This is a genomic window from Microbacterium sp. NPDC064978 (assembly GCF_044543605.1).
Taxonomy (GTDB): domain Bacteria; phylum Actinomycetota; class Actinomycetes; order Actinomycetales; family Microbacteriaceae; genus Microbacterium; species Microbacterium meiriae.
Genome location: NZ_JBITWF010000002.1, coordinates 522794 through 535946 on the forward strand (window position 1 = coordinate 522794; position 13153 = coordinate 535946).

The 13153-nt window shown below is 68.7% G+C and carries 13 protein-coding genes; 4 read left to right on the forward strand and 9 right to left on the reverse strand.

The annotated features are described in order from the left end of the window. Positions 1-88 precede the first annotated feature (88 nt). The 8 genes from ACIGJI_RS09370 to ACIGJI_RS09405 form a co-directional block, all read right to left on the reverse strand. Positions 89-1591, reverse strand: coding sequence for a lipase maturation factor family protein (locus ACIGJI_RS09370; RefSeq protein ID WP_363445215.1), 1503 nt, complete (start codon positions 1589-1591; stop codon positions 89-91). A gap of 56 nt (positions 1592-1647) precedes the next feature. Beyond that, entirely contained in the window at positions 1648-2625 is a 978-nt protein-coding gene (gene bsh / locus ACIGJI_RS09375) for a choloylglycine hydrolase (protein WP_187662893.1), read from the reverse strand. A gap of 147 nt (positions 2626-2772) precedes the next feature. After that, positions 2773-3051: a hypothetical protein gene (locus ACIGJI_RS09380; RefSeq protein ID WP_280565816.1), complete on the reverse strand. Its 279-nt coding sequence runs from the start codon at positions 3049-3051 to the stop codon at positions 2773-2775. Between the two features lie 182 nt (positions 3052-3233). Next, positions 3234-3929 carry a hypothetical protein gene (locus tag ACIGJI_RS09385; RefSeq protein WP_259951738.1) on the reverse strand — a complete coding sequence of 232 codons (696 nt, stop codon included), beginning with the start codon at positions 3927-3929 and terminating at the stop codon, positions 3234-3236. A 221-nt stretch (positions 3930-4150) separates the two neighbouring features. Beyond that, positions 4151-5059, reverse strand: a complete 909-nt coding sequence (locus tag ACIGJI_RS09390) for a glycine betaine ABC transporter substrate-binding protein (protein ID WP_259951737.1) — start codon at positions 5057-5059, stop codon at positions 4151-4153. 169 nt (positions 5060-5228) lie between these two features. Then, a complete protein-coding gene (locus ACIGJI_RS09395; RefSeq protein ID WP_363445217.1) occupies positions 5229-6188 on the reverse strand; it encodes a proline/glycine betaine ABC transporter permease in 960 nt (319 codons plus the stop codon). Then, the gene (locus ACIGJI_RS09400; protein WP_232089145.1) at positions 6188-7531 is read right to left on the reverse strand and encodes a glycine betaine/L-proline ABC transporter ATP-binding protein; all 1344 of its coding nucleotides are present in this window, start codon (positions 7529-7531) and stop codon (positions 6188-6190) included. Before ACIGJI_RS09400 ends, ACIGJI_RS09395 begins: the two co-directional genes overlap by 1 nt. 331 nt (positions 7532-7862) lie before the next feature. Further along, positions 7863-9056 (reverse strand): methyltransferase, encoded by a 1194-nt coding sequence (locus ACIGJI_RS09405; RefSeq protein ID WP_363445219.1) that lies wholly within the window; start codon positions 9054-9056, stop codon positions 7863-7865. A 202-nt stretch (positions 9057-9258) separates the two neighbouring features. Between ACIGJI_RS09405 and ACIGJI_RS09410 the strand changes: the two genes are divergently transcribed. The 4 genes from ACIGJI_RS09410 (at position 9259) to ACIGJI_RS09425 (ending at position 12540) form a co-directional block, all read left to right on the forward strand. Then, positions 9259-9648: a GntR family transcriptional regulator gene (locus ACIGJI_RS09410; protein ID WP_025104181.1), complete on the forward strand. Its 390-nt coding sequence runs from the start codon at positions 9259-9261 to the stop codon at positions 9646-9648. Then, entirely contained in the window at positions 9645-10562 is a 918-nt protein-coding gene (locus tag ACIGJI_RS09415) for an ABC transporter ATP-binding protein (RefSeq protein WP_363445221.1), read from the forward strand. The genes ACIGJI_RS09410 and ACIGJI_RS09415 overlap by 4 nt, the downstream gene beginning before the upstream one ends. After that, positions 10562-11248: a hypothetical protein gene (locus ACIGJI_RS09420; protein WP_187662887.1), complete on the forward strand. Its 687-nt coding sequence runs from the start codon at positions 10562-10564 to the stop codon at positions 11246-11248. Before ACIGJI_RS09415 ends, ACIGJI_RS09420 begins: the two co-directional genes overlap by 1 nt. 173 nt (positions 11249-11421) lie before the next feature. Beyond that, entirely contained in the window at positions 11422-12540 is a 1119-nt protein-coding gene (locus ACIGJI_RS09425; protein WP_259951730.1) for an aromatic acid exporter family protein, read from the forward strand. Between the two features lies 1 nt (position 12541). Here ACIGJI_RS09425 and ACIGJI_RS09430 read toward each other — a convergent pair whose 3' ends face one another. Further along, positions 12542-13132, reverse strand: coding sequence for a transcriptional regulator (locus ACIGJI_RS09430; RefSeq protein ID WP_187662885.1), 591 nt, complete (start codon positions 13130-13132; stop codon positions 12542-12544). Positions 13133-13153 lie beyond the last annotated feature (21 nt).

Genomic DNA, 13153 nt, shown 5'->3' on the forward strand with positions numbered 1-13153 from the left:
CGTCGCGTCGGGTTGCGTCAGGTCGCAGATTCTCGCTGAGGTCGCAGCTTCGCCCGGAATCCGTGCGACCTCGTGCGGATCTGCGACCTCAGCGGAGCCCGACCGGACCGAGCACCACCCGGCGACCCGTCCGGACCCAGACCGCGCCGTCGGCACGGTGTTCGACGCCGGTCGTGAAGCGGTAGCGGTAGGACACGGCTCGCACCCACCGCGGCCGCTCGCCGTGGAAGGGGTCGACGCGCAGCATCCGCAGCGTCGGGGCATCCGCCTCCAGCAGCCGCACGAGGAACACGGAGAACCAGTCGTCCAGCGAGTGCCCGAGCGGCAGGAACCACATCAGCCAGTCCAGCCGCAGATGATACGGAGCGAACTGCCGCGGGATCCGCCGCACGTCCCCCGGCTTCCCCCGGAACTCGTACTCGCGCCAGTGCCGGCCCTCCTCGTCGTCCGACCCCTCGACGACGATCTCGACCCGCTCCCGCGTGACCGTGCCGAAGGCTCCGTAGGCGTTGGCGAGCTGCCAGCGGTTGAAGCTCGCGTTCATGAGCTGCCGTCGCGCGAAGAGGTTGCGCACCGCGGGCACGCTCAGCACGACGAAGAGCACCCCGACCGCCGAGGTCGCCACGACCCACCACAGCGGCATGCCCGACACCGTCCACGGCAGCGAGGTCTCCGGCGTCCGCTCCGGAGTCCCGATGCCGGGGAGGCCGATCGCGGAGAACCCGAGCACGATCGTGGCCCAGTTCAGCCACGCGAAGTTCCCGGTGAGCACGAGCCACAGCTGCGTCGCGATCACGATCCCCCCGGCGACGGCACCGACCCACGCGGCCCCTTCGACAGGCTCAGAGACCCAGCCAGCACTGTCGGGGAGCCAGAGGGTGAGGATCGGCGCGAAGAGGAAGAACGGCACGACGAGCTGCGCGATGTGGTTGCCGACCACCTCGAGCTTGTGGAACCACCGCGGCAGCAGATGCGCCTGGCGGCTCAGCGGCCCGGGCATCGGCTGGGTCTCGTGGTGGAAGGTCATCGCGGTGAGGTCGCGCCACTCGCGTCCGCCGCGGATCTTGATCATCCCGGCGCCGAACTCCAGCCGGAACAGCAGCCACCAGAACAGCACGATCACCACAGTCGGCGGCGGCTGGTCGTTCGAGCCGAGGAAGGCCGCGAGGAACCCCGCCTCCAGCAGCAGCATCTCCCACCCGAACGAGTAGAACGTCTGCCCCACGCTCACCACCGACATGTAGCCGAACCACAGGGCGAGGAACGCGAGCATCGGCACCCACGGCGGTCCGAGCTGCGGCACCCCGACGACGAGCAGCGCGGCGACGACGATCCCCGCCCAGGACAGGGCCACCAGGCGCCGGTCGGTGTAGCGGACGCGGGTGAAGAGCGTGGGGTGCAGCAGCTTCCGGCGCTCGCGCTTCTGCGTCACCCAGTCGAGCAGCACGGGCGCGGGCAGGAGCCCATGCTCGCCGAGGAGCGGACGGAACTGGTTCAGCGTCGAGACGAACGCGACGAGGTACAGCGCCGCGATGCCCCGCTGCAGGACCTCGCGGGCGAACCCGAAGTCGACCGCCGCGAACCCGTCCACGGCCACAGGCTACGCCGCGACCCGCCGGCCGATGAGGGGGTTGCGCGTTCCGGAGATCAGTTCTGCATCGCGATCTGCTGGCCCTTCACGAGCGGATACGCCGCGAGCTCGGAGCCGTCGAGATCCTCCTTGTGCATGTCCACACCCGTGATCTGGCTGTTCTCGTAGGTCGTGTAGTAGTACACGCCGGTCGCGGTGTTGGCGCACGACGAGTAGATCGTGATCTCGTACTTGTCCTCATCGCCGACCTGCACGCACCCGCGCTGCTGGGCGACCGAGCCGAGGATCTGGAAGAACTGGCTGATCGACTCCGACTCCGACGTCCCGCACACCGAGTTCATGCGTGTGAACACCGCCTTCACGAACCGCGACGACGACGACAGGTCGCCCGGCAGGCCGATCCCGCCCATGCCCCGGCTGTAGAGGTCCATCGGGACGTCCGAGGCGAAGGTGTTCTCCGGCTGCCGCTTCGAGAGGTGCTGATAGTCGTTGAGCCGGAAGCTCTGGATGTCGAACGTGGGATTGTTCGTGAGCACGCCCCACGGGTTGTCATACACCTTGAGGCCGCCGCGCACGCTCTCGACCGTGATCGACGCGCTCTTGTCGGCGATGATCCAGTGCAGCGGCGACAGCGGGAACTCCGGGCTGAAGTTGATGTCCACGAGACTCACCGACCGCAGGGCCTCTTTCACCTCGGCCACGGTCTCGAACTGTCCGAGAACCCAGGGGATGAACTCGAACGGCGTGACCTCGGTATCCCCCGACCCCGGTGCCGGATAGTGCGCGTTGTCCGGGAAGTTGAGCCCGGCCATGCCGAGCCCCTTCTCGTTGACCGCGTCGTAGTAGAGCGGGTAGCCGTCGGCGATCGTGGCGATCCCGATGATCGCGTGGTGCGTCGGCAACGACGGCAGCCGGTGGAACGGGAACGGGAAGTTCCGCGGCGTGACGGTCACCGTCTCGTTGTAGGAGAACTCCAGATCGAGGTTCCTCCCGAAGTAGTGGTCGGCGGTCGTGAAGCTCAGTCCTGTGCACATCGGTCTCTTCCCCCCTCCGCGACCCGGGCGGGTCGGCGAGTGCGGGCCATGCTTCCACCTTCCGGGCATGAGCATAAGGGGGGCTCACCCACGACGAAGGAGGGCCTCCCGCTGCGGGAGACCCTCCTTCGAGACGTGCGACGGGTGTCAGATCTCGCTACCGGCTCCTCCCGACGACCGGACGATAGCTCCGATCCACAATGCGACGTTCACTCCCGCGACGATGCAGAGGATCAGCGGCACCCACCCCGCAGCACTCGCTCCATCGACGAAGACCAGCAGAGCGAGGAGGGCGACTTCTGAGAGCATGAGCCCCCACAGCGTTACGTGCACCACTCGTATATGGCGAAGGTCGGTCGACATCAAGGCGCCCGTGGACAAAACCATCAGCGCCGCTAACAACATATTGGTCATGGTTTTCTCCACCGCAGGAGACCCTTTCACGCTAATTGGGCACGCAGAAGTAGCCGGACCGCATCACCGTAGGGGCGAAGGGCAGAACTCCAGTCACCCAGGTGTGCCCTACCCAAACACCACGGCTCTTGATGTTGCAGACATTAAGGAGTGCCGCACCGAAGCCAAGGAGCGCGCCTGCCAAGGATGTGACGTTAACCGCCACCCTGATGGTGATCGACGACCTGGACGAGCTTGCTGCCGGAGACTTCGTAGTGCGTCGCGATGCGCTGGCCTCTCGCATCCGTAGCCCACGGTGTGCCAATCCTTCCGATCATTGCGGTGAGTACCTCAGTGCCGTCGTCCACGGCAGTTCTGCTCAATGAAGCCGAGCCGTCCTCGTTGATCGCGATATCCACATCGTCGGGCAGCGCATACGACAAGCGTCCGGGCGCATCCGGGCCGGTGATGACCGTGCTAATGCGCAAACCACCCTCAAGTGCCTGAATCACCCCGGTCACCTCTGACCCCTCGCCCACCGCGCTCCCGTCCTGTGCAACGGACACCTCAGCGCTTTGAACCTGCTCAGGCAGACCGATCGTGAGGCCCGTCAGCTCCCCTCCCCACGTACCGGCCGGCGAGATTTCAATCGGGTCCGAGAAGGCGCGAGGCACGGATACGGTTGCGTCCTCCCCGGCTGAGACGAGCGCTCCGTTCAGAGGCTGCAACGGCACCTGCGTCACTTCATCTGCCTGCGGATGGATCTCCGCGGCGGACGAGACGACATCCACGGCTTCCTCCGTACCGTCGATTTCAAACGCGTTCGCTGCCACACCCCCGGAGGAAGCGAGCATGGCGACTATGACGACGCTCGCGATACCGACGCGCGGGAATCGGTTCTGTCGATTCATCAGATACCTCTTCTTGTATCGAGTTCAACATCCCGCCTGTACAGGACAGTACCCGGGCTGTCGTAGGCGCGCTGTCCCCCCTTCGGGGGACAGCGCGATCAGACCGGACGATCGGAATAGCTGAGCGCGACCATGACCGTGACCGCGAGCGAAAAGGGTCACCCACGACGAAGGAGGGCCTCCCGCTGCGGGAGACCCTCCTTCGAGAGGTGCGACGGGTGTCAGCTGGTGACGGTCCAGTCGAACTGGTCGCCGTACTCCTCGAGCCACGCGTCGACCGCGTCGGCTTCCTTGCCCTCGCCGTACTCGTTGACCACGAGGTCTTCGAGCGCGCCGTACTGCTCGTCGTCCAGCTTGATCTTCTTGATCAGCTCGGCCGCCTCGGGGAACTCGTCCGCGAAGCCCGTGGTGCCCAGGAAGTGCAGGCCCTCGGCCTCGCCCATGGCACCCTTCGGGTCCTCGAGGTCCTTCACGGGGAAGGCGTCGTTCGCCCAGAACGGACGCCACAGCGTGACGACGATGTCCTCCTTCTTGTCGGTCGCGGTCTTCAGCTCGGTGAGCATCGCCGCGGTCGACGAGGTGACGAGCTCGTACTCGCCGTCGAGGCCGTACTCGGGCATCATCTTCTGGGTCTGGGCGGTCAGGCCCGCACCCGGCTCGATGCCGTAGATCTTGCCGTCGAAGTCGGCGCCCTTGCCCGCGAGGTCCTCGATCGAGGTGAGCTCGGAGTACTCCGGCACCGCGAGGGTCAGCTTCGCGTTCTTGTAGTACGTGCCGAGGTCTTCGATGTCGTCGCCGTAGGTGTCCATGTAGGAGGCGTGGGTGAGTTCCGGCCACGCCGACGGGTACATGTCGACGTCGCCCTGCGCGAGTCCGGTGTAGAGCGGGCCGGCCTCGGTGAGCGTCTTCATCTCGACCGTGTAGCCGATCTTCTCGAGCTGGTCCTGCAGGAGGTAGGCGGTGCTGAGGCCGTCGGTCCAGGAGGGCAGGAACCCGAGGGTGATGGTGCCCTTGTCCTCGGCACCGTCGCCGCCGCCGCTCGTGCCACCGGCGCCGTCGCCGCTGCATCCGGCGAGGGTGAGCGCTGCGGCTGCACCGAGGGCGGTGATGGTCAGGATCTTCTTCTTCATGTGACTCTCTCTCTTGCGTTCCGTATGTGATTCAGGAGGTGCGGACGAGGCCGCGGGACAGCTGTGCCGGATCGAAACCGTGCCGGGAGCCGCGCCCACGCGCCCGTTTTCCATCCCGCACCGGACGAAAGGGGGTGGGGGACGGAGACGGGGGCGCGGGGCGGGGCGCTCAGGCGCGGGCGAGCTCGGACTCGGTCGGGGCGGAGTCGGCGGGCGCGGAGGCTGCGGGCTCCGACGCCACGGGAGCGGAAGGCCGGGACGAACCGCGACGCCTCAGCATGCCGAGGAGCGAGGAGCGGTTCTCGCCGGGCGCGCCCAGAGCGGCGGTCACCCGGTCGAGGAACACGGCGATGAGCACGACGCCCAGTCCCGCCTCGACACCCTTGGGGATGTTGATCGTCGAGATCGCCTCGACGACCATCTTCCCGAGCCCGTCGGCTCCGGCCATACCGGCGATGACCGCCATCGACAGCGCGAGCATGATGACCTGGTTCACGCCGGCCATGATGGTCGGCATCGCGAGCGGCAGCTGGATCCCGCGGAGGATCTGACTCGGCGTCGCTCCGAAGGCGTGTCCGGCCTCGACGGTCTCGGCGTCGACACCGCGGATGCCCAGCTCGGTCAGGCGCACGCCGGGAGGCAGCGCGAAGATCACGGTGGCGACGAGTCCGGGCACCACACCGATGCCGAAGAACACGATCGCAGGGATCAGGTACACGAAGGCCGGCATGGTCTGCATGAAGTCGAGCACCGGCTTCAACGTCGCGCGCACCGTCGCGTTGCGCGCCGACCAGATGCCCAGTGGCACCGCGATCAGCACGGCCACCACGGCGGCGACGAGGACCAGCGCGAGCGTCTGCATCGCCGGGACCCAGAGGTCCATGGCGACGATGAGCCCGAACGACAGGATCGTGCCGATCGCGAGCTGCCACGAGCGCACGACCCAGGCGATCAGCGCAGCGATCACGATGATGACCGCGAAATGCGGGGTGAGGAGCAGGCGCGTGAGGCCGTCGACGAGGAAGCTCACCACGAACGAGACCGCGTCGAGCAGACCGTCGAGGTTGGCGGTGATCCAGTCGACGCCGGCGGCGACCCAGTCGCCGACGGGGATGCGGAAACCGTCCATCAGCGCACCTCCTCCGTGTCGACCTGGGCCTCTGAGCCGAACCCACCCTGGGTCCCTGAGCTCGTCGAAGGGCCGGGCTCGGCCGTCCATCCGTCGTCGAGCACGGCGTCGATCTCGGCCTGGGGCATGGGGGTCATCGGCAGCAGGATCTCCTCGGTCGCTCCGGGCCCGGGACCGAGCGCCGCGAGCAGGGTGACGCGCGGGATCACGCCCGCAAGGCGGCCGTCGGCATCCGTCACCGCGAGGGGCAGCGGCGACTCGACGGCGGGGACGAACAGGTTCATGAGGACGTCGTCCTCGCGGACGCTCTGCAGCACCGGCTTGATGATCGAGTCGAGGCGCGTGGCGCCCTGACGGACGAGCTTCACGGCGTCGCGGTCGGTGACGACGCCGACCAGCTGGCGATCCTTGCCGACCACGTAGGTCGCCGACATGTAGGCGTCCCGCATCTGGCGGAGCGCCGTGCGGGGACCGGCCGACTCGGCGACGACGGGGCGCGGACGCTCCATGACGTTCGCGGCGGTGAGCACGCGCGCGCGGTCGACGTCCTGCACGAACTGCTCGACGTAGTCGTTCGCCGGGTCCATGAGGATGTCCTCCGGCGTGCCGATCTGCACGATGCGCCCGTCGCGCATGACGGCGATGCGGTCGCCGAGGAACATGGCCTCGTTGAGGTCGTGCGTGATGAAGACGATGGTCTTCTGGAGCTTCTGCTGCAGCTCCAGGAGCTGCTCCTGCATCTCGCGGCGGATCAGCGGGTCGAGCGCGCTGAAGGCCTCGTCCATGAGCAGGATGTCGCTGTCGGCGGCGAGGGCGCGGGCGATGCCGACGCGCTGCTGCATGCCGCCGGAGAGCTCGGAGGGCAGCTTGTCTCCCTGCCCCTCGAGTCCGACGAGGGCGAGGATCTCCTCGGCCTTGGCCTGGCGCTCGGCCTTGCCGACCCCCTTGAGTTCGAGCGGGTAGGCGACGTTCGCGGCGACCGTGCGGTGCGGCAGCAGCGCGAAGTGCTGGAACACCATCGAGATGCGGTCGCGGCGGATCTCGCGCAGGCGCGCGGCCGGGATCCCCGTGATCGGGTCGCCGCCCACGGTGACGGTGCCGGCGGTGATGTCGTGCAGGCCGTTGAGCATGCGGATGATGGTCGACTTGCCCGATCCGGACAGGCCCATGATGACGAAGATCTCACCGCGGTTGACGGTGAAGCTGGCGTCGATGACCGCGGCGGTCCCCGCATCGGCGACGGCCGTGCGGCTCTCCCCGGCCTTCAGTCGGCGGACGGCGGCGCTCGGATTCCTCCCGAACACCTTGTACAGATGGCGCGCTTCGAGTGCTGTTTCGGACACGTTTCCCCTGCGGCTCGGCCTTCGGGTGGCTGAGCCTGCTTCGGTTACGCCCGGGTGATCCTCACGAGGCCGTTCGACGTCTTCGCTGTGGCGGCACAGGCGGCGGATTTCGGATCCGCCGCAGAGGGGATCGACCGTACGCCCACGCCTCTTCGCCGCACAGCTCATCGAAGGAAGGACGTGACCGCGGACTGGTCTATGGGCCGTCAGGCCCGCAGACCAACGTAACGAAATGGCCGGTCAGCGGCAAATCCTGCTCCACGGACGTACCCGGGTTTCCGCCGCTGACCGGGGGATAGTACGAGCGTCTAGCAATCTCGGTGCGGCGTACTCACGGGCGCCGGACGGTGCGCGTCACGGTGAACTTCGGGGTGCGCCGGAGCTGGTCGGTGGGGCCGATCAGACGGCTCATCTCGGCCCGGTGGCCGAGGCTCGAGTTGTACACCGTGAACAGGTCCCCGCCCGGTCGGAGCAGACGCGCGGCGGCCTCGAACAGGCGGGTCGCGGCGCCGGTGTGCACGCTGGCGCCGAGGTGGAACGGCGGATTCAAGAGCACCGTGTCGAAGCTCCCCGCGGCGAGCGCCGAACCCGCGTCGTCGTGCGTGACCTCGACCCGGTCGGCCACGCCGTTCGCCGACGCGGTGGCACGGGCGGAGGCGACGGCGGCGGCCGAGCGGTCTGTGGCGACGACGCGGTCCTGCGGGTGGGCGAGCGCCCAGGACACGGCGAGCGCTCCGGTCCCGCAGCCGAGGTCGAGCACGCGGCGTCCGCCGTTCACAACTCCGGAAGAACGGCTGCTCTCACCGCCGTTCCGCTCGTTCTCGGCGCGTGTCACCTCTGTTCTCCTCAGTTGTGGACCGTCGAGGTCGAGCACCTCGAGCAGGACCCGGGTGCCGATATCGAGGCGGGACCCGGCGAAGGCGCCGCCGTGGGCCACGAGGACGAGGTCGCCGTGCCGCGCGGTGACCGGGAACGGCGGCGACTCGGGCACCGGGAGCGGCTCGGAGGCGACGAGCAGCCGCGACTTCCGCTCGGCGCGCTGCGCCTGTACCCGGGCGAAGCTCCGCCCCAGCACCTCGTTCTGCGCCAGAGTCATGTGCTTCACCCGACCGCCTGCGACGAGCACCACGTCAGGCGCAGCCCACCGGGCGACCGCATCCGCGATCTCCTCCAGTTCGGCGAGGGCCTTCGGGAGCTGCAGCAGCACCAGTTGTGCACCGGCGAGCAGGCCCTCGTCGAGTTCATGCGGGGTGAACCCACCGCTCCCGAGCTCCTCGGCGTTGCGGGCGAGTGCGCGGCGTCCGGTCGCGAGGTCCTGGTGCACCCGGATCCCGGAGCGCCCGGCAGCCGCGAGAGCCAGCGTGATCGCGCCGTACTCGTCGCCGATCACGACCGTCTCGGACCCCGGCACGTCGAGCGCGAGTGCGCGTTCCACAAGCAGGAGGTCGGTCGCATCGTGGGCCTGGAGATTGTCCGCCTCGACGTCGGGCCAGCGACGCAGGCGACTGTAGGGGAACTCCGGCACCAGCCCACTGTACGCGGCCCGCCTCGCCCCCCCCGTGCACAACTTCGGAGCTGACGGCCGGCACGCCGCCCGGACCGCCCGTCAGGCGGCGTGTCGACAGAGATCTCCGAAGCTGTGCCTGCCCGCGAAGGAGAGGGTTGACACGGAACCGGGTCCCATGGTTACTTAGTCAAGTAAGTAACCCAGCAACCACGGAGGACTCGTGATCGAAGAAGGCAAGCCGCTCTTCCTCCAGATCGCCGAGCAGATCGAGGACTCCATCCTCGACGGCTCGCTGGCCGAGGAGGCGCAGGCCCCTTCGACGAACGAGCTCGCCGCGTTCTACCGCATCAACCCCGCCACCGCTGCGAAGGGAGTCGCCATGCTCACCGACAAGGGAGTGCTCCACAAGCGCCGAGGCATCGGCATGTTCGTCTCGGAAGGCGCCAGGGAACTGCTCCTTGGCGAGCGCCGCGCGGCCTTCGCCGACCGCTACATCGACCCGCTCCTCGCGGAGGCCCGCACGCTGGGTCTCGGCGCGGAAGACCTCGCGGACCTGCTCCGGCAGCGCGCCGCATCCGCCCCCACCCCAGAAGGGAAGAACCCCGCATGACCGCCGTCATCGAGGTGCAGAACCTCACCAAGCGCTACAAGGAGAAGAGGGCGCTCGACAACGTGTCGCTCTCGCTCGAGGGAGGCTCGATCTACGGGCTCCTCGGCCGCAACGGTGCCGGGAAGACGACACTCATGTCGATCCTCACGGCGCAGAACTTCGAGTCCTCCGGCACTGTGAAGGTGTTCGGCGAGCACCCGTACGAGAACGCCCACGTGCTCGGCCGGATCTGCTTCGTCCGGGAGAGCCAGAAGTACCCGGACGACGCGACCCCGCGGCACGCGTTCGCCGCCGCGCGCCTGTTCTTCCCGCACTGGGACCAGGACCTCGCGGACGAGCTCATCGCGGAGTTCCAGCTGCCGATGAAGCAGACCATCAAGAAGCTCTCCCGCGGGCAGCTCTCCGCGGTCGGCGTCATCATCGGCCTGGCTTCGCGCGCCGAGATCACGTTCTTCGACGAGCCCTACCTGGGGCTCGACGCCGTCGCCCGACAGATCTTCTACGACCGGCTCGTGGAGGACTACGCGGAGCACCCGCGCACGATCATCCTCTCCTCGCACCTGATCGACGAGGTCGCGAACCTCATCGAGAAGGTCATCGTGATCGACAACGGCCAGATCCTCCTGAACGAGGACACCGATGCCGTCCGCGACCGCGCCGTGACCGTCGTCGGCGACGCCACCAGGGTCGACGCCTGGACCGCCGGCCGCGAGGTGCTGCACCGGGATGAGCTCGGCCGCGTCGCCTCGGCCACCGTGCTCGGCACCCTCACCGCCGACGACCGCGCCGACGTGCGGGCCGCGGGTCTCGACCTCGCCCCCGTCTCGCTGCAGCAGCTCATCGTCCGCCTCACCCAGAAGGCCGAGAGCCGCGGCGCCACGAGAGCCGATGCCACCACGGAAGGAGTCCGCTGATGCGACGCACACTCAACGTCATCCGACTGCAGCTCATCAACCGGCAGACCTTCGTCTGGGTCCCGCTGATCATCCTCGGCTCCGCCGTCGTGATCTCGGTCCTCATCTACGCGATGATCCCGGGCGATGCCCCCAAGTACGGCGGAGGCGGCCAGGCGCCGCTGTGGTACTTCTTCGCGATCGGTCTGTCGGCCATGACGCTGACGTTCCCGTTCTCGCAGGCCATGAGCGTCACCCGGCGCGAGTTCTTCATCGGGACGCTGCTGACCGCGATCCTCGGGAGCGCACTGCTCGGGGTGCTGTTCCTCCTGGGCGGTGCGATCGAGCTCGCCACCAACGGCTACGGCGTGAACGGCTGGGTGTTCCACCTGCCGTGGCTGTGGGAGGCCGGCCCGCTCGGCGCCTTCGTCGTCTACTTCACCCTCGCCCTGTTCTTCTTCGTGGTCGGGTTCACCGGCGCGACCATCTACAAGAGCTGGGGTCCGATGGTCCTCACCATCGTCGGCGTCGCCCTGGCGCTCCTCCTCGTGGGGGTCGTGTACCTGGTGACACGGCTCGAGCTGTGGGGCGACGTGTGGCTCGGCATCCTCGACCTCGGCGCCGTGGGCCTCGCGCTCTGGGGGCTCGTGGTCGTGGCCGTCCTCAGCGTCATCTCGTTCCTCGCGTTCCGTCGGGCCACGCCCTGACGCAAGGATCCGAATCCGCGGATGCCGCGGCTGCGCACCCCGCGCGGTCGCGGCATCCGCGTCCTACCGCCTCTACCCGGCGGCCCGAGCCGAGGCAACCCGGTGGCCGCAGGCGGCCCTCGGCCCTATCCTCGCCAGAGAGGACCACCCGACCGCCGCGAGGAGAGGATGACGTGACGCCTGACCTTTCCCGCCTGCGCGTCCGCGAGCGCCGCTCGTACCTCGCCCGCACCATTCGCGAGGCGGTCCGACCCGCCCGCCTGCTCCTCGTCGTCAAGACGGCGCTCGCCGTCGGGCTCGCGTGGACAATCGCGCCGCACATGCCGGGAGTCACCGACGAGTACCCGTACTACGCACCCCTCGGCGCGCTCGTGAGCATGTATCCGACGCTCATGGGGTCCATGCGGTCGAGCCTGCAGACCCTGTTCGGCCTGGCCACCGGTATCGGTCTGGCCGCGGTGATCGTGCTCACCGTCGGACCGACGTGGTGGACGATCCCCCTCGTCGTCGGCCTCGGCGTCCTCGTCTCCGGCACCGGCTGGTTCGGCGTCGGCAAGGAGTACGTCCCGATGGCGGCGCTGTTCGTGCTCATCATCGGCGGTCAGAACGCGGACGACTACTCCGTCGGCTACCTGGCCCAGATGGGGGTCGGAGTCGTGATCGGCCTGGTGGTGAACCTTCTCTTCGCGCCCGCACCGCTCATCGGGTCGGCAGAGGCGCGGGTGGACGAGTTCCGCCGACAGCTCGCGGGACACCTGCACGACATCGGCTCCGCGGTCTCCGAATCCTGGCCGCCGGAGACCGCGCAGTGGGCGGACGATGCCGCCGCGCTCGCCGAGACCACTGCCGACCTCCGTGCGGCCCTGGCCGAAGCCGACGAGAGCGTGCGCTACAACCCCCGAGCGCGCCGTCGGCACGCGGGAACCGCCCACATCCACGAGCAGCTCTCCACCCTGGACCGGATCGCGCACCTCATCCGCGACATCGCCGACGCCACGGCCGACACGATCTGGGAGCGCCCCGCCGGCATGCCCCTCGACCCCGCGCTGCCCGAGCCGTTGTCCGCGGCCTGCCACGCCGTCGCCGACGTCATCGCCGAGGACGACCCCGCCTCGAGCGCGGCGCACCGCCGTCGCGGCGAGGCGGCGCGGGCGATCCGGCTCCTGCTGGAGCGCGTCGACGACCGCACGTTCGACGTCCGCAGTTCGATGGGACCGGGCGTGCTGACGGCGATGCACCTCCGCCGCATCCTCATCCTCAGCGGCGAGCGCCCCGACGACGACGACGAGTGACTCAGATGGTGTCGTCGGCGACGACGATGTCCATCTGCCAGTAACGGCCGGTCGGGTCGGTGTCGTCGTGCGCGGCGTCGGCGGCGGAGAGCACGTCGTTGATGTTGTGCATCACGTCGTCGAACTCGGCCTCCGTGAGGCGGATGGTGCGCTGCACGAATGACGCGTGCACCTCGGCCGTGCGGCCGGAAACGTACTCCGGGGTCCAGGCCATCACCCGCCGCACGAGGTCCTGGTGGTCTTCGGCGAGCGCCGCCACGACGGCCCCGCCGAGCGCCTCGTCGGGCACGGGGTTCTCCGGACCGCCGACATTGAGGGCCCCTTTGCGGCCCGTCCACACGCGGTCGCGGCGGTCTCTGGCCTGCTCCGGCGCCTCCTCGATGAGCCCCGCCTCGGCGAGCACTCGCAGGTGGAAGCTGGCGCTGTTGGCGGGCACATCGAGCTCGCCCGCGATGTCCGCCGCGCGCAGGAATCCCCGCCGGGCGATCAGGCGGAGGATCTGTCGGCGCAACGGGTGCGAGTAGGCCTTGAGCATGGCCGACGTCATGAAGGCGGCGTCCTCCCGGGAGGTCGTTTCCGCGTCGTCGGCCATTCCCCGATCCTAGTCACGCAA